Here is a 16,019-nt window from a genome sequence, read left to right as displayed (position 1 = left end):
GTGCTCGCCGTGAAAGGCCGAGGCTAACTACCCGGCCATGATGGAGCTTCACATGGCCCCCCGGGCTGCCCTTGCGGGCTTTCGCCGAACGTAGTGGCAGGGGACGCTTTCCCTGACAAGGGCTGAAGAGTGCGCCGGCACCCGTGCGGCCCACCCAGAGTGGACGAGGCCACCTGGCGCCGGAGCGGCAGGACCGACACGATCGGCGCGGCGGCTGGCGCTCACGCGGTGCTCTCCGGCTGGGCCACCGCCACCGCCAAGACCAGCGACAGCCCAGTAGGGACCTGCTCAAGATGGCCCGTCTGATGGACCTGGACGGCCAGGGTGAGCTGACCACAGCTCATCTACCGCACGGTTGCATCGGCGATCGGGCGACTATGGGGGCAGTGTTGGTCTGACCTACGTCCAGCTGCGCTCTCGCCCCCGGTCCGGAGGCGGCTCCTCGCCGCCGCTTGTGACTGGGGCTGTAGGGAAACGATCACCAGCCTGTCCTCGGCCACCAAGTTGCCACGCCCCCATAGCTCAGCGGATAGAGCACCCGCCTTCTAAGCGGTAGGTCGCAGGTTCGAATCCTGCTGGGGGCACCACGGGTGGGTCAGTCCCGCTGCCGCCGTCCTCCATCAGGCCTGCCGGAACCGGATCAGCGGGGGTGCCCCACCGCGTCGGGGTCGACCCCGGGGCCGCAGACGCCCAGGCCAGCCGTGCCCACCTGTTCGGTGATCCGCAGCCACTCCTGACGATCTGCCTTGGCGGTGCGCACCGGCGGCTCTGCGTTCGACTCGTCCAGGGCCAGATGTCCTGGACACGGTGAAGCTGCTCCAGTGCCTTGCCCGCCGCCACGTCGATGTCGGCCGTCGCCGTCTGGTCCGCGTCCCGGCACACCACAGCCCGGTGGAGACGGTCCGTGACCGGGTCGAGCTTCAGGCGCTCCTCGGGCAGGCGCAGCCAGCGGGCCGGAGGGCGTGGATGACCGTGCTGGGGAAGGCACGGGCTTGGTCGTTGGCCTCGGTGGCGATCCTGGCGATCTCGTAACCAGACGGCAACCTGCTCGCGCGCTGACCCGCCTGCCTCGGTTGGTAGGTGGGGCCGCTGGTGGTGTTGGCGCCAGGGAGGCCGGTGCCGGGCACCTCGTTGTGTGCGGTGAGGTGCCTGGCAGCACGCTGGCCTTGCAGCGGCAGGGCAGCCGGGGCGGCGGCGCAGCCTGGCGTGGACACATTCCGCCCCCGCCCACGCCTCTGGCGTGGCATCACCGTGATGCAGTTTTCTGCCGGCATGGGGGTCGGCCTTGGCAGGTGTCTGTCGCTGCGGGGGCCGGGCGGGAGGGCGGGACCGGATGGTTCCCCCTGGCCCCGGGAACGAGGGAGAACGGGGGCCAGGGGCTGAACACACCACACACAGCAGGGGAGTGGGCCATGCGACAACCCGTCCTGCCCTCTCGAGGGTAGGACGGGAACAGGTGGGAGCTGTGCCCGTTGGGGCAGTGAGGTTCCCCCGCTGTGCGGGAGGTGCTGATTAGCTGTTCAGGGCGGGTTGGCGGGGTTTGAGGTTCGCTTGTTCGGCCGTCGCCTGGTCGGCGTAGTGCTTCTCTTCGAACTCGATGGGGCTGAGGTAGCCGAGTCGTTTCTGGATGCGCCGGCTGTTGTAGAAGCCGTCGAGGTACTCGAAGAGCGCGAGGTTCGCCTCGGCACGTGTGGCGAAGACACGCCCGCGGACGCATTCGGTCTTGACCAGCATCCATAGGTTCTCGGCGAGGGCATTGTCGTAGCTGTCGCCCACAGATCCCATGGACGCCTCGATTCCCGCTCGCAGCAGGCGTGTTGTGAGCTTGATGGCCGTGTATTGACAGCCGTGGTCGGCGTGATGGATCAGCTTGCCGGGCTCCACCTCCCGGCTGGCCAGCGCGTACTCCAGTGAGGAGAGGACCAGGTCGGCGTCCGCGCGGGCGGAGGTCTCCCAGGCCACCACACGGCGGGAGAACGCGTCCCGGATCGCGGAGAGCCACAACGGCCCCTCAGCAGTGGTGATCATGGTCAGGTCGGTGACCCACAACCGGTTCGGTGCGGGGGCGGTGAAGTCCCGCCGCACCAGATCGGGGGCGAGCGTGGCGGCCGGGTCGCGGCGGGTGAAGCCCTTGCCTTGCCGGCGTGGGCTGATCCCGTGCAGCCCGGCTTCGCGCATCAGGCGCTCGATCCGTTTGCGGCCGATCAGGGTGCCCTCGCGTTTCAGCACGGCGTGCACGCGCGGGGAGCCGTAGATACCCCTCGATTCGGTGTGGATCTCCCGGATCCTCTCGGTCAGCTCCACGTCCCGTCGGCGTCGCTCGCACGGCTCCTGCCCGGTGCGGCGCCACCGGTAGTAGGTGGAGGCGGGGATGTGCAGTTCCCGGAGTACGGGCTCGGCCCCGAAGCGGTCCTGGTGCTCGTCGATGAGCTTCAGAACCGTCGCCGGGTCGGGTCGAGCTCCTGGGCGAAAAAAGCCGAGGCGGCTTTGAGGATCTCGCAGGACCGCCGGAGCTCGGTGTTCTCCTTGCGGAGTCTGGCCAGTTCCTCCTTCTCGGAGGTCGTCAGCCGATCGTCCCGCTCGCCGTGGTCGGCCTCGTCCTGACGGATCCAGTTGCGCAGGGCCTCGTGGTGAACACCGAGGTCGCGGGCCATCTGACGGATCACCGGCTTCGGGTCGGCGGCCCGGTACGCGGCAATGGCCCGCTGCCGCAACTCGGGCGGGTACTTCATCTGAGCAGCCATGACAGAGGCTCCCTTCTCATGGCCCATCAGGCCATCTCCGGCAACCTTCCACATCTCGGGGGAACCTCACAGTCCTGTGGCAAGGCTGGTCTGGTCGGGTGTGCTGAGTTGGAACGGGCGAAGCGGAGGCTGGCCTCTTTCGAAGTGTCGGGTCCCCGGTGGGTGTGGTGGTTGGGGTGGATGGTTCCCCCCATGCGGTGGTGGCGGCCGACTGGGCTGTGGAGGAGGCCGGACGCCGCGGTTGCGGGTGCTGCCGGATCCGCGTCGGCGGCGAGGGGTGCGTTATCCGTTCGTGGCGGTGCTGCTGGTTGCCGCCTCGGCGGTGGTCGCCGGCGCCCGCTCTTATGCGGCGATCGGCCAGTGGTCTGCGAATGCTCCGCAGCACGCCCTGGCCCGCCTCGGCGCCCGGGCCGTGGGGGCGTTGGGTGTGCGGGTCGCACCGAGTGCCGCCACGATCCGACGGGTCATCGGCCTGGTCTGCCCCGGCGGCCTGGCCGACCTGACCGGTGCCGATCCCGCGGGATCGGACTCGGTGGCCGTCGATGGCAAGACCGCCCGTGGCTCCCGGCGCGGCCAGACGCCCGCCGCCCACCTGCTGGCCGCGATGACCGCAGGCGGCCGGACCGTCACCCAGCTGCGGGTTCCCGACAGGACCAACGAAATCACGTGCTTCGCCGCCCTGTTGGAGCCCTTCGACCTGACCGGGGTCACGGTCACGGCGGACGCCCTGCACACCCAGCGCGCCCACGTGCGGTTCCTGGTGGAGGACAAGAAGGCCCACTACCTGCTGGTGGTCAAGGCCAACCAGCCCGAACTCCACCGCCAGCTACGGGTCGCTGCCGTGGAAGTGCGTCACCGCGCGCCGCTACGACCGCGAGATCGGCCACGGCCGCCGGGAGACTCGGGTGACCAGGGCCCTCACCGTCACCGACCTCGGCCTGGACTTCCCCCACGCCGTCCCGGCCGTGCGGATCCTGCCAGGACCAGCCGTGCCGCTTCAGTAGCCGCCAGGTGCCCTCCACTGTGTAGCTCACGTGGAACAGCTGGCCGATCAGCGTCTTCACCCTCGCCAGCGCCCACCGCTGATCCGCCCAACCGTGAACCAGCGGGCCACGCTCCAACTCCCGCTCAAGCCGGTCGATTTGCGCTTCACTGAGCCTTGGTCGCCCTGGCGATCCCTTTGACTGGACCCCGTCCTGCCCCCGCTCCCGCCACTGGCGACGCCAGCGTTCGACCGACCGCTCGCTGACCCGCAACGCGGCAGCGATCTCCCGGTTCTTCTCCCCGCCCTCGAAGCGTTCCACTACCTGCAGCCGGATCCGCTCCCGGACAGCCCTCCCAACGTCGGTCAACCCGCCGCCCTGCGCGTACCTCATAGCCCAGAGCTACCGGAACCGAGTGCCCACTGTCAGACGAACAGCACCGACTTCACCCAATCAAGTTCAGTAGTTCAGGACGGGTATCCAAACGGGCCGCAAATATGGCCCCATCTTTCGCCAATTTGCGCAAATTCACAGGGGATGGCTGGACTCTACTTGCGGCAGCTGCTGGCACGAGATGAGCATTGACGATGAGACCAGCGCCAAACGCTGGAGATCTACCGCCGGCCCTGGACCAACTCCCTGAAAAGAGAGATTTAATCATGCCACCCTTTGAGGCGACTCCAAATATCCAGCGCATACACGCATGCTGGTATGACATCACCAGTGCAGATCCTCCAAATTGGGATGAGTTTAAACTGGCCTGCCTTTCCTTTGCTTCAGGAAACGGGGAGATGGAAGAGGACCTTGATGACCTCCGAAGGAATATCATAGCGGAGGCGGAAGGTACCAAAGCCGATTTCGATCTTTTTCTCCTGGCCTTCTGGGACCACTTGGAAGAAGTGGGCAACTCGAAAGCTTTCTATAGATTGGATAACGAATGGTGGGTCGCCGAAGCACAAGGCTACCGACCTGCAATGTACAAGAAGAGCCCCGGAAAGCCCTCTATGATCACCGTGGATGGCTGGTCTCGAGAGCCCCCCTTCGGGCCAGCGCCTACTCCAAAAATTGCAAAGGAACTCCTCAAGAGGCCCGCCGAGGCGCTGACAAGGCCTTGGCGCGAGTTCCCGTACCTATGGCAGGGGTGGGATGGAAAAGGGCACTACTGGAAGGTTTCAAGTCAGCTCGATACATCACCAAGAGCTGGCGGTAAAACCCTCGATCTGCAAGCCAGGAATAAATATATGAAGAACTTCAGGAAGGATTCCGTCGCCTCCCTCGATGCGACTAGCACTGAGCTTCAGGATAGTAATGCCAGGTTCCTTGAGGCTCTCCGGCGCGATGCGCCCAGAAACTCGAAGCAGCACCATCGTCGCCTTACAGTTTGGCAGCTTGGCCCACGCGGAGAAGGAATCTGGATTGATCGCCAGCCCCCTGAGCGGATGATCGAGCTCGCCGGCCGGGCCACCAGCTGCCTAGCAATGGCAGAAATATCAATAACTCGACATCCGATAGGAAAGAACGCCATCTCTATCCTGTACAGGTCAGGATACTCAGACGACAAATATGCGATTCTCAGGGAGGAGGTACTGGAACTCACAGAAGGCCGTCAGGTGGAAACATCTATTTCCGAAACTCACGGACCCGGCCCGGCTCCACACAGTTCGGCCGACACTGCGACCCGCGCGCCCGGCCAGCGCACTAAGTCTATCGCGCGCGGCGCCCCATCGCCGCGCACAGTCATGCTAGAAAAACTCGGCCCCGAAGCAAATAAGGCAAACCTTGCGTTCATTGCCGAGAAGCTGAGGGAGCTCGCCTCCTCGGAGGGCGTATCGGCAACCTCCTACAATGTCTGGTGGTGGAGCATTTCTAGCATGGGCACCGTTTTCATTATCCGGGATATCAGGAACTTTAATGTGGCAGACTATCGTCGCCGTCTCCAGCGAGGCGGGGTCGAATGGAATCCGGATGATCATTCCTCTTTGATCGAGATATACAAATCTAAAGGGGTGCTCACTTTGAAGGTTGACCCAAGTTCTCCCATGAAGCAGAAAATCCGGGCGTATATCACCCAGCTTCTCGGCGATGCTGGAAAAAACAAGCGGGTAAAGATCTGCTGAAGATGTCGACCCGCCGCGTCTCGTAGACTGGTTCACGCGGCCCCGATCGTAGGCGCGGATGCTGCGCCGGTCACGGCCGGCCGTGCGGGCCAGGACGTTCGTGCGAAAGCGGTGACAGCGGCGGGTAACGCGGACCACCGTGCCGGAGAGGGCGGCAGTCATGTGGGTGACCTCGGGTCAGCGACGGGTGGGGGGATGCGCGTCCTGCGCTACGTCGCCCATCCCGGGCCGAACCTTGTGCCTCATCTGGGGGCGATCCCTGGCTGTCCACCGCGACCTTCATTCGACCTACAGGGCGATCAGTCCGGCATCCCGCCGGGTGATTCTGGCCGCTGATTGATGCTCAGCTACGGCAATTCTACTGCCATTTCGCCAGCCTGTGCGGTACGACGAGAGTCCCTTTCCTGCGGAAGGACACAGCGTGCTCGCTGCTCCACCCTCAACCCTGGACTACTGGACCTTTGCCGTCGCCATCGTGGCCGTCGTGGTCAGCGCAGTAGCGGCCACCTATACGTTCCAGCAGCTGAGCCTCGGCAGGAGGGTTCGGCGAGATCAGCTTGAGCCGTACGTCGTGGTCGACATCGAGCCGCGCTCGGAGTACACCTCCGTGCTCTGGCTGACCATCGAGAACATTCGGGAAGACGGTTGCTCACGACGTGAGGATCAGCGTCAGTCCCCTGCTCCGCAGTACGACCGGCTGCGAGACAGAGAGACGGTTGGCGGAAGCCATGGCCCGCCCCATCCCGTCCATGCCGCCGGGCAAGAAGCTTGGGTACTTCGTCGACAGCACGATCAAACTTCTTGGCGAGAGATCAGATCTACCAACGGTCTACACATTCACAGTCGATGCGGTCGGCCCGTTCGGACCAGTCAAGACCGGCACCTACGTCGTGGATCTGAACGTTCGACGAGGTTCCCTGATAAATCCTGAGACCGTGGTTGGAAAGCTCAACGAGATCTCTGACACCTTGAAGAGCTGGGGTCCATAGGACAGGGCGGCGTCGTTCTGGCGAAGTGCCCGTCTTGATGCCGGTTCAGGCAGCGCGCCACAACTCGACGGTCTCGTCGTCGCGTTCGATCGCCCGCCGGGCCGGCTGCTGCCACGACCACCCATGGCGCTTGAGCAGGCGCCATGTCCCTTCCACGGTGTAGGAGACGTGGAACATCCTCCCGATCCAGCGTTTTCACCCGGGCCAGGGTCCAACGCTGGTCCTCCCAGCCATGAACCAGCGGGCCACGCTCCAACTCCCGCTCAAGCCGGTCGATTTGCGCTTCACTGAGCCTTGGTCGCCCTGGCGATCCCTTTGACTGGACCCCGTCCTGCCCCCGCTCCCGCCACTGGCGACGCCAGCGTTCGACCGACCGCTCGCTGACCCGCAACGCGGCGGCAATCTCTCTGTTCTTCTCCCCGCCCTCGAAGCGGACGACGGCTTGCAGCCGGATCCGCTCGCGCGCGGCCCTCTCGGCGTCGGTCAAGCCGCCGCCCTGCGCGTATCTCACGACCAACAGCTACATCAGGGCTGGTCGTCCAACCCGATGCGCGACGTGGAGCGCGAGCGGAACAGGGCGCGGGCTGCCGTGGCCGAGCCAGCCGGTTCCTGCTCGTTTGCTTGGCATGACACTGCCTGGCATGGCGTCCTCCGCCCGTCGGGAGATGCCGGACGAAAGGGTTCTGTACCGTACCGACGTGCCGATCTGTACCCAGCTCGCCGCCGCATGGCGGTCGGCCGGGCGGACCGTGCCCGGGCAACCCGATCCGGTGGGGGACTCGCTCGCCGCTGGACCCGGCCGGCCGTAGCCGACGCCGAGCCGCCCCGACGGATACAGGGTGGACGCGGTGACGAACGGCCGTGCGGGCTTGCTGGGCTGTCGGTACCCGTGGAGCTTCCCGGACAGCAGGAGTCTCGTCCGGCCCGCTGGCAGGCAGGCCCACCTCGGTGAGCCTGCCGGTGCGATCTCCCCAGTGCGGCCTCCAGGTCGGTGATGACCGCCCGGCGCGCGGGAGGCAGATCGGTCCAGGCGCCTACTCCGGACGCGATTGCTTCCCCTGCGCTGTGCGAAGCGCACGCCGATGCGGGCCGTCGCCGCTCGGCGGGTCGTTGCCACAGGACAGCAGGGCCTGCTGGACCAAGTACCTTGCCGCTCCCGGCTGCCCACGCCGCAGGGTCCACGCCGGGCAGGCGCAGCGGGCCGCGCCACTGGGTTCCGGCGGGAGTGGTCCATGGGGCGTGGGGTCAGGCTGGTCGAACTCGCGGCCGCGGTTGGTGCTGGGGCGGTTGGTGACGGCGGTGAAGCATGGTCCGTCGCCGTCAGACAGAGTGTGGGGGCGGGCGGTGGATGTAGCCGTTGACCAGGTGCGGCTGTCCGCAGCCCGCGCCGTCGGCACCGACACGCACCACAGGCCCTGGTCGAGCAGGGTGCCGATGCCGGTGTTGCAGCCGTCCAGCGGGGCCTGGACGAAGGCTCCCTCGCCAACGCTGCAGGGGCGTCCGCCGTTGAACGCGTACCAGTCGGCCGGCACCTCGGCGTCGAGGTTTTCGGCGAGCCAGGCCGGATGGACACCGAGGGCCGGGGTGGGCTTGTCGCGCTCAAGGGCGCCGGGGCGGGACCGGCCGGCGCCCTTGAGCGGCCGATCTGGGCGGTGCTGAGACCCTTAGCGCGGGCGAGCGTGGCGGTGCCGCTCAGGAACCGCAGCCGGGGGAGACCCCCGTTCGCCCGGTGCTCGGACCCTCTGTGCCGTGGCCGGTGCCGCGGATGCCCCGAACGGACGATGTGCGATTTATAAGTGCGATCCAGAAGTTACTTTCGCGCTATGCTGCGGATGGATAAGGGAGGTGTGGTTCATGAGCGACGACTTGTTCGCGTCGATCGACGCCCTGCTGGAGCGCCCAAAGCCGGTGGATGACCTGCCGGTTCCCGCCGAGCGGGAACGGCTGCGCAAGGTCGCCGAGTACACCCAGGAGGACCTGGCGAAGGCCCTCAAGACCCGCCGGGAGTCGATCGTGCGGTGGGAGGCCGGGACGACCGAACCCCGACCGCCCAAGCGCGAGGTCTACATCAAGTTCCTGGCGACGCTGGCGCTGCGGCACGGCACGGTCGAGCCGACCGCCTGGCTGCGCCGCGCCCAGGCCACCGGTCTCGTCCCCACCACCGTCCAGGTCCCGGCCACCGAGCCGGCGCCCGCACCGCCGACTGCCGCACCGATGCCCCAGCCAGCTCCCGCCCCGGCTACGCCCGTTGCCCCTGCAACAGCTCAGACGATGCCGGCCGGGCACCCCGGGGACAACGTGATGGCACTCGACCGCGACGCGGCCGGGGACCTGGTCGCCGGGGCGCCGGAGCCGTGCGTGCGCTGCGGCCGCCCGACGCCGTACCGCTCATCCAAGCGCCCGGTGCACATGGGCGGCTGGTGCACCGTCATCCCCGCCGCCGCCCCGGCCGAGACCGCAGCCGCCGCCCCGGCCACGCCCGTCCAGCCCGCCGCCCCGGCGCAGCCGGTCCCCGCCCCGGAGACCGCACCCGGTCCGGCGGCTGGTTCGCGGCGCTCCGCACCATCGCGCCCGGCCGCCAGCTCGCCGTCGTCGCGGGCCCGCAAGGCCTCGGCGAGGAAGCCCGCCGCAGCGGAGGGACCGGCCGACTGGGAGCAGGCGGCGGCCTCGCGGTTCCCGGCCGGTCCGCTCGCCGTCCTCGACGTCGCCTCCGACGGCAAGAGCCTGGTGGCTTATCTCGCCGACGGCACCCTCGCCCCGACCGCACCGGCCAGTCGCACGCTGGCCGCCGTGGTCGAGTGGGCGCTGGAGGCGTGCTTCGGCGCCCCGCGTCTGCACCGGCACGGCAGGGACGGCGACGCCCTGGTAGTGCTCACCGACGCCGCGCTCGCGGAGCTGGGCCTGCCGCCGCTCGGCCGGGACGAGAAAAGCGAATTCGTGCCACGCCTGGGCCGACTGCCCGAGGCACACAAGCAGGTCAAGGCCCTCACCCGTGCCGGGTGGCTGCTCACCCAGCGCGGCCTGGGTCCGTGGGCGCGGATCTACCGCACCCCCGAGGACGGCAAGCGCGTGTGCGTGCAGCTGTGCATCCCCGGCTGGGGCGCGCTCGCGGCCGGCGGCTGGGCGATCCCGGACGGCCTCGCCGCCCCGGACCTGGCCCGCCTGCTCGGCACCTACGCCAAGCGGGTCCTGACCCCGCGCGGGTTCACTGCCGTGTGCGGGCTGGAGCTGGTGACCGCGCTGCGCCCGCCGACCCGGGCGGTGCGTACCGACGCCGGCTGGACGTCCGGTCGGGTGGACGGCAGCAGGCCGCCCGACAAGGAATCGTTCGACCCGGCGCCGCCGGAGGTCCCCGACGAGCACCCGCTCGCCGAAGGCCGCGCTGCGCGCGATGTGCTGGTCACCGAAGCGTGGGACTGGCACCGCGACCTCACCGACACCGAAGCCGCCGCCGCCTTCGCGGTCGGCCTGGACGTCAACGTCGCCTTCCTCGCCGCCGCCGGCCGCCTGCTCCTGCCGCTCTCAGCACCCGTCCACGAGAGCACCCCGGTGTTCGACAAGAAGACCCCGGGCTCCTGGCTGGTCGACCTCTCCGGCGCCCCCGCCGACCCACTGCTACCCAGCCCGTTCTCCCCGGACGGCATCGCACCGACCGGGCCCGGCTGGTACTCCACCGCCAAGGTCGCCTACGCCGTCGAACTCGGCGCCCGGGTCCAGCCCACCGAGGCGTACCTGCGGTACGAGTCCGGCCCGTACCTGGACCCGTGGCACAAGCACCTGCGGGCTGCGTACATCGACACCATGGCCGCCCTCGGCGTACCCCTCGACCTGGCCGATACCGACCCGGTCGCGTTCCTCGAGCGGATGGCGGCCATCAAGGCCAAGCAGGCCGACGCGGCCGAACTGGCGGTGCTGACCGCCGTCAAAGCCACCGCCAAGGGCACCATCGGCAAGATGCGCGAGCGTCCCCGCGGCCAGGGCTACCGACCCGGCCAGCGCTGGGGAGCCCTGGAGCGCGCCACCTGGGACCCGCTGATGCGCGCCCTGGTCATCGACACCGCCACCGTCAACCTCCACCGCAAACTCCGCAAGCTCGCGGCAGAGACCGGCCGGGCCCCCTTCGCGATCCTCACCGACTGCGCGGTGTTCGCCGCCGACGGCGACAGCCCGTTCGACATCCTCGCGAAGCCGGACGGGACCGCGTCCACCGCGCTACGCCTGGGCATCAGCCCCGGTCACGTCAAGCACGAGGGCACCCGGCCGATGGCCGAGGTCGCCGCCGTGATCGCGGACGGTGCCAACCCCGGCCGCCACATCAAGACCGGCGGAGACGTCTCCGCCGACGAGTAGCCGCACCCGGCCGGCCCCGCGCCGGGCGGGCCCGGCCCCGCACCCCGCGACCACCACCAGCGGCTGCCGACCGGCAGCCGGAGAAGGCAGGCACTCCGTGGAGCAGGGCACGGTGCGGGCCGAGGTGCCCACCGGCACCGACGGCGACCACCTGGTCCGACCGCTGGTGCACACCCGGGACGAGGCCGTATCCCGCAGCGACCTCACCCACCAGGGCGTACAGCTCACCCACAACGGCTGGACCCGCTGACCCGAGCTTGCCCAGCCTGACCGGCCGACCAGCCAGCACACACCAGCACGAGGAAGGACCACCCACGATGGGGGAGATCGACGAGGGCCTGGAGCGCTCCGAGCGCACCAAGCCGATCCCGGTGAACCTGAGCACCCGAGTCAAGTTCCTGTGGGCGAAGGTCGCCAAGCAGGACACCAAGGCCCTGGCCGAGACCGCTGGCATCTCAGTGCGCACCGCGCAGCGCTGGGTCAAGGCGCTCAAGGCGGGGGAGCAGCCGGCGATGACCAAGGCCAACGAGCGGAGGGTCGAGCAGCAGGTCCGCGCGAAGTGGCAGCCCAAGGTCAAGCAGCGCGTGCGCAACGCCGCCGAGACCAACGGCTTCATGCTGACCCTCTCCGGCACCTTCGGCTTCAGCTCGGCAGCCGGCTCCACCGACGACCCCCGCCCGCGCACCATCACTCACAAGATGCCCGGCGGGGTCGCCCAGGAGCTGTACGCCGCCCGCGATGCCGGCGCCAGCCAGGCCGAGCAGGAGCGGGTCCTCGCCAAGGGCTTGCGCGAGCACTACTTCAAGGACAACGGCACCCGCGCCGCCAGTCTCGATGTCGAGCTCAACGACGTCGCCTGGATCGACGTAGAAGGGCTCTGAGCAGCAGCACACCACTTCGGAAATACGACCTTGGACGCACATCAACAGAGGGAGACCACCCGACTGACCGGCCCGGCCGCACGCCAACTGCGCTACACCGCCCGGCGGTAGGACGGGTGGCTACGCCCACTCGACCCGCGGTCGGCCCTGGCCCCGGTCGGTGGGGGCACCAGCACTTCCAACTCCTCGCGGGGGCTTGGAGAGGATGCTGGATGCTGGAGCGGGCGGTGTGATGTCGGTCAGCCGTCCATGATCAGGTCGGTGCTGGCGAGGCGGCCGTCGACGAGGTTGCCGATGTCGCGTTTGACCAGCGACCAGATGCCCTCCTGCGGGTGGGGATCCGGCGCGTACGTGGGAAGTTGGAACACCGTCAGCCAGTGCGAGTTCACTTCGAAGAACGCTCGAAGCCTGGAGGATGTCTTCGCCTATGCCGGGGCCGGGGGCGTCCAGCCGCGGTCGACGGCACCGAGGTCCAGGTCCGGCGCCCGAAGGCGGGCGGCAAGGAGCACTGCGGGCCCGTGCCGACCGACACCCTGGACGCTACGGCTGCAGACCGCGCGTCTGGGTCTGATTCAACAAGTCAGGAGCCTGGCCAAAGGTCCCACCACTGTCTTGTCCGCCCGCCCGACCGGCGCGTGCCACCCCCCACGTGTCGCGTCGAAGGGCAGCAGAGACCAGCATGGCAGAGCAGACAGACCAGATAGCGGTGGTCGGCGGCATCGACACCCACACCGACTTCCACCAGGCCGCCGTGATCGACTCCATCGGCCGGCACCTGGCCACCGAGGCGTTCCCCACCGACCCGGACGGCTACCGGCAGTTGCTGGAGTGGCTCCACTCCCACGGCGACGTCATGGCCGTCGGAGTGGAGGGCACCGGTGCCTACGGCGCCGAGCTCGCCCGGTTCCTGCGCGGGAACCAGGTCACCGTGGTCGACGTGGACCGCCCCGACCGCCGGGCCCGCCGCGCCAACGGCAAGTCCGACCCCGTCGACGCCTACGCCGCGGCGACCGCAGTGCTCTCCGGCCGGGCCGGCGGCACCCCCAAGACCCGCGACGGAATCGTGGAGGCCATCCGCTCCCTGCGCGTGGTCCGCCGCTCCGCCGTCAAGTCCCGCACACAGACCATCAACCAAATCCGCGGACTGATCATCACCGCACCCGCACAGGTACGCGAGCGGTTGCGCGGCCTATCCACCACCGCGCTGATCACCCACCTGTCCCGTTCCAGGCCCACCGGCGAACTCGACGACCCCGCCCGCGCGGTCAGGACCGCCCTACGCCGCCTGGCCCGCCGCTACCAGTACCTCTCCGAGGAGATCAACGACGCCAACGCCGAGCTGAGACCCCTCGTGGCACAGGCAGCCCCCGACTTGGTCGCTCTCCCCGGCCTCGGCACCGAGACCGCCGCCCAGTTCCTCATCACCGCCGGCGACAACCCCGACCGGCTGCGATCCGAGGCGTCGTTCGCGCACCTGTGCGCCGCGGCCCCGATCCCCGCCAGCTCAGGCCGCACCAACCGGCACCGCCTCAACCGCGGCGGCGACCGCCAGGCCAACAACGCGCTCCACACGATCGCCCTGGTCCGCATGCGATGGGACCCCCGAACCCAGAACTACGTCGCCAAACGCACCGCCGAAGGCATGTCCAAGAAGGACATCCTCCGCTGCCTCAAACGCTTCATCGCCCGCGAGGTCTACAAGCACCTCACCCGCCCCGCAACAACCCAGAAACCCCTCCTCCAGACCGCTTGACGATCTATAGGAGCTTCCGGCCCTGTCCGCTGATCACCCACCAACCGGTCCGCCGCACCAACGAGACCACCTGGTCGCGGCCAGCTGGCCTCGCTTCAGCGGACCGGAGAGCCTGTCTGTTCGCAGTGGATCATCGAGAACCGGCTGTACTTCATCCGGGACACCGCTTTCCGTGAGGACACCTCCAAGGCCCGCACCGGGCGCGGCCCGGAGAACATGGCCACCCTACGGAACCTGGTGATCAACACGCTTTGCCGTCACCGTCACCGTCACCGCAGCCTCGCGGCTGGCCTTCGGACTTTGGAACACCCCTGCCCCGGATCAGCTGAAGGACCATTTCTGGTTCGGGTAACCGTTGCAGTTCCAGACGACCTGAGGGGCGCCGTTGTCGGTGTTCCAGGCGTAGTCGTCGAGGCAGCGGTCACTGTAGGGGTTATAGATATCGCCGAGCCCCTGCCTGGGGCGCCACTGCTGTTCGGGGGTGCCATCGCAGGACCTCAGGCGGGCCGGGGCACCATTCCAGGTGCCGACGGTGCTGAGACACTGTCCGTTGCTGGCGCGGAGGGTTCCGTTGCTGTCGTAGCGCCACTGCATGGAGCTGGAGGCGCAATTCCTGTACTGGACGGGAGCATCGGTCCCCGCGGCGTCGAGACAGCTTCCGCCATATCCGGATATCTGTCCCCACCTGTCCGGAGGGAGCTCGGTGGTGGTGACGTCCTGGATGAACCCGCCGACCCCGTTGTAGGAGCCCATGGAGTTGAACTTCACGACCTTGTCCTGGCTGCTCAGCGACAGGACTGCCGGAAGGGCCGGGGCCCCGCCCTGGCGGGGATTTCCATTTTCCTGGCTGGGACCGAGGAGAGTATAGACGCTGTACTCGCGGCTGTAATTGCCGGCGGTCAGTGAATTCTTGCCGTGCCATCTGACAGTGCAGGTCCCTTTGAGATTCCCGGAGATACGCGTCTGCCCCGTTGCCGTTATCGGCCGATAGAAAACCTCGATCATGCCGCGGTTTCCGGGTCGCACGGTCATTGACTGCGACGGGAAGGTACGCGTTTCCGTGTCCGTCGTCGAAGTCGATGTGGTCTTATTGAACGTGTATGCCGTCGTCAACGAGAAGTCAGTCCCTACGCTATTCGGGGAAGCCTTGACGGCAACGGTCGTCGAGACGCTCACGCCATGGGAGAGCTGCGTCGTCGCCGTCTTCGACCGAGAGAGGGAGATGGACTCCGTGGTGTAGGACTGCGGTGACGAGGTGGTGTTGCTGTAGCGGCCCAGCGGGGCGGCCACGGGTGGGCCCACCGTCACCGCTGCGTCCGGGATGTCGACGGCTTGGCTGTTCTCCGCGTAGACCTTCGAGCAGTCCGCCTGGATCGACTCGGGCTGGAGCTGGTTTTCCGGCCACTGCATGGCCGGCCCGAAGGTAGTGAAACTCTGTGCGACCAGCTTGTTCAGGTCGACAACGGGCCCGTCGACCGCGCTCGCCGGCGTGGCGGTGATGAAGAGGCTGAGCGAGGCGGCGGCAGACACGCAGCAGCTCACGGAGAGCACCTTCCGCCCAGCCTTTGCCGGAGTTCCGCTCTGGATTTCTTCCGATGCACGCAACTTGACCTCCAGGAATTCGAGTCGGGCGCACCTTCCCTGGAGGGCTGCCAGATTTCGATTCCACGGAATCTGCCACGCCCAGGGACTGCCTCTGTGGGCCCGAAAACATTTCAATGAGATGCGCGAAACTTTTTCGGCAAGAGCGATCTCTCGCACGAAAATTCACCGAGGGGAAATGGGCGCAACGGACGGGTGGCGGCCATTTTTCCTGGGCGCAGTGCTGTACCACCCAGGCGGCGGGGCATCAGCGAGCTCGGTCCGCAGAGTTGTGACCCTGCGCATATACCGCCTCGGAAATCCGCGAGGGGCCGTGCAGAAAAGTTGCTGTACCGGAAGCCTGCCATCCCGCTGGCAAAAGCTGCCACATGCCCCGTCCTACTTGGCTTCGGATGCACGAGTATTGCAATTCTGGCCTGTGCCACTGACTCGGTCTCTTCGTGACGGCCAACCTGGTCCCCGCGACGGGGGAGAAGGGGCCGGGGCGGGAGTGTCAGCTTCGTGGCTCTGTCCCCTCCACGTCGCCACCGTGCCGGCGCCCGAGCAGGACATCGACGCCCCTGGAGCGGATCCACGGCGACCTCGCGGCGCGTTCTCTCG

Annotated in this window: 13 protein-coding genes, 1 tRNA gene and 3 pseudogenes; 9 read left to right on the top strand and 8 right to left on the bottom strand. The window is 67.9% G+C overall.

Features of this window, described 5'->3' with window-relative positions; translation table 11 throughout:
- Window positions 1-221: 221 nt before the first annotated feature.
- The gene (locus OHV05_RS35910) at window positions 222-344 is read right to left on the bottom strand and encodes a hypothetical protein (protein WP_331730201.1); all 123 of its coding nucleotides are present in this window, start codon (window positions 342-344) and stop codon (window positions 222-224) included.
- A gap of 167 nt (window positions 345-511) precedes the next feature.
- Here OHV05_RS35910 and OHV05_RS35905 point away from each other — a divergent pair.
- Together OHV05_RS35905 and OHV05_RS35900 are read left to right on the top strand one after the other, a co-directional pair.
- Window positions 512-587 (top strand) — tRNA-Arg (locus tag OHV05_RS35905).
- A 220-nt stretch (window positions 588-807) separates the two neighbouring features.
- On the top strand, window positions 808-1,032 hold the full coding sequence (locus OHV05_RS35900; RefSeq protein WP_405021633.1) for a hypothetical protein: 225 nt from the start codon (window positions 808-810) through the stop codon (window positions 1,030-1,032).
- Window positions 1,033-1,512: 480 nt separating this feature from the next.
- Here the strand turns inward: OHV05_RS35900 and OHV05_RS35895 are convergent, their stop codons facing one another.
- Both OHV05_RS35895 and OHV05_RS35890 read right to left on the bottom strand, forming a co-directional pair.
- Entirely contained in the window at window positions 1,513-2,427 is a 915-nt protein-coding gene (locus tag OHV05_RS35895) for an IS3 family transposase (RefSeq protein ID WP_331731150.1), read from the bottom strand.
- 5 nt (window positions 2,428-2,432) lie between these two features.
- Window positions 2,433-2,744 (bottom strand): transposase, encoded by a 312-nt coding sequence (locus OHV05_RS35890; protein WP_331730198.1) that lies wholly within the window; start codon window positions 2,742-2,744, stop codon window positions 2,433-2,435.
- On the opposite strand from OHV05_RS35890, the pseudogene OHV05_RS35885 reads away from it, so the two are divergent.
- Window positions 2,743-3,537: pseudogene (locus OHV05_RS35885) on the top strand (transposase family protein); the annotation flags it as partial. The gene OHV05_RS35890 and the pseudogene OHV05_RS35885 sit on opposite strands and share 2 nt — an antisense overlap.
- 226 nt (window positions 3,538-3,763) lie before the next feature.
- Here OHV05_RS35885 and OHV05_RS35880 read toward each other — a convergent pair.
- Window positions 3,764-4,120, bottom strand: a pseudogene (locus OHV05_RS35880) (helix-turn-helix domain-containing protein); the annotation flags it as partial.
- A gap of 266 nt (window positions 4,121-4,386) precedes the next feature.
- On the opposite strand from OHV05_RS35880, the gene OHV05_RS35875 reads away from it, so the two are divergent.
- Complete coding sequence (locus OHV05_RS35875) at window positions 4,387-5,844, top strand: hypothetical protein (RefSeq protein ID WP_405021632.1); 1,458 nt, start codon at window positions 4,387-4,389, stop codon at window positions 5,842-5,844.
- A gap of 728 nt (window positions 5,845-6,572) precedes the next feature.
- Window positions 6,573-6,833 carry a hypothetical protein gene (locus OHV05_RS35870; protein WP_331730193.1) on the top strand — a complete coding sequence of 87 codons (261 nt, stop codon included), beginning with the start codon at window positions 6,573-6,575 and terminating at the stop codon, window positions 6,831-6,833.
- 45 nt (window positions 6,834-6,878) lie between these two features.
- Here OHV05_RS35870 and OHV05_RS35865 read toward each other — a convergent pair whose 3' ends face one another.
- Together OHV05_RS35865 and OHV05_RS35860 are read right to left on the bottom strand one after the other, a co-directional pair.
- Complete coding sequence (locus OHV05_RS35865; protein ID WP_331730191.1) at window positions 6,879-7,010, bottom strand: winged helix-turn-helix domain-containing protein; 132 nt, start codon at window positions 7,008-7,010, stop codon at window positions 6,879-6,881.
- Between the two features lie 157 nt (window positions 7,011-7,167).
- Window positions 7,168-7,344 (bottom strand): annotated as a pseudogene (locus tag OHV05_RS35860) (helix-turn-helix domain-containing protein); the annotation flags it as partial.
- A gap of 1,343 nt (window positions 7,345-8,687) precedes the next feature.
- Here OHV05_RS35860 and tap point away from each other — a divergent pair.
- From tap to tpg, 3 genes are all read left to right on the top strand, one after another.
- The gene (tap, locus tag OHV05_RS35855) at window positions 8,688-11,183 is read left to right on the top strand and encodes a telomere-associated protein Tap (protein ID WP_331730187.1); all 2,496 of its coding nucleotides are present in this window, start codon (window positions 8,688-8,690) and stop codon (window positions 11,181-11,183) included.
- A 97-nt stretch (window positions 11,184-11,280) separates the two neighbouring features.
- Window positions 11,281-11,433, top strand: coding sequence for a hypothetical protein (locus OHV05_RS35850; protein ID WP_331730185.1), 153 nt, complete (start codon window positions 11,281-11,283; stop codon window positions 11,431-11,433).
- A gap of 67 nt (window positions 11,434-11,500) precedes the next feature.
- Entirely contained in the window at window positions 11,501-12,064 is a 564-nt protein-coding gene (gene tpg, locus OHV05_RS35845) for a telomere-protecting terminal protein Tpg (protein ID WP_331730184.1), read from the top strand.
- 239 nt (window positions 12,065-12,303) lie between these two features.
- On the opposite strand, the gene OHV05_RS35840 is transcribed toward tpg, so the two are convergent.
- Window positions 12,304-12,453, bottom strand: a complete 150-nt coding sequence (locus OHV05_RS35840; RefSeq protein WP_331730182.1) for a hypothetical protein — start codon at window positions 12,451-12,453, stop codon at window positions 12,304-12,306.
- Between the two features lie 290 nt (window positions 12,454-12,743).
- Between OHV05_RS35840 and OHV05_RS35835 the strand changes: the two genes are divergently transcribed.
- On the top strand, window positions 12,744-13,817 hold the full coding sequence (locus OHV05_RS35835; protein ID WP_331730180.1) for an IS110 family transposase: 1,074 nt from the start codon (window positions 12,744-12,746) through the stop codon (window positions 13,815-13,817).
- 321 nt (window positions 13,818-14,138) lie between these two features.
- On the opposite strand, the gene OHV05_RS35830 is transcribed toward OHV05_RS35835, so the two are convergent.
- Window positions 14,139-15,578 (bottom strand): ricin-type beta-trefoil lectin domain protein, encoded by a 1,440-nt coding sequence (locus OHV05_RS35830; RefSeq protein WP_405021631.1) that lies wholly within the window; start codon window positions 15,576-15,578, stop codon window positions 14,139-14,141.
- Window positions 15,579-16,019: the final 441 nt, after the last annotated feature.

Origin of the sequence: Kitasatospora sp. NBC_00070, from assembly GCF_045041205.1 — a bacterium.
Taxonomy (GTDB): Bacteria; Actinomycetota; Actinomycetes; order Streptomycetales; family Streptomycetaceae; genus Kitasatospora.
This window is presented reverse-complemented; position numbering and strand designations above follow the sequence as displayed.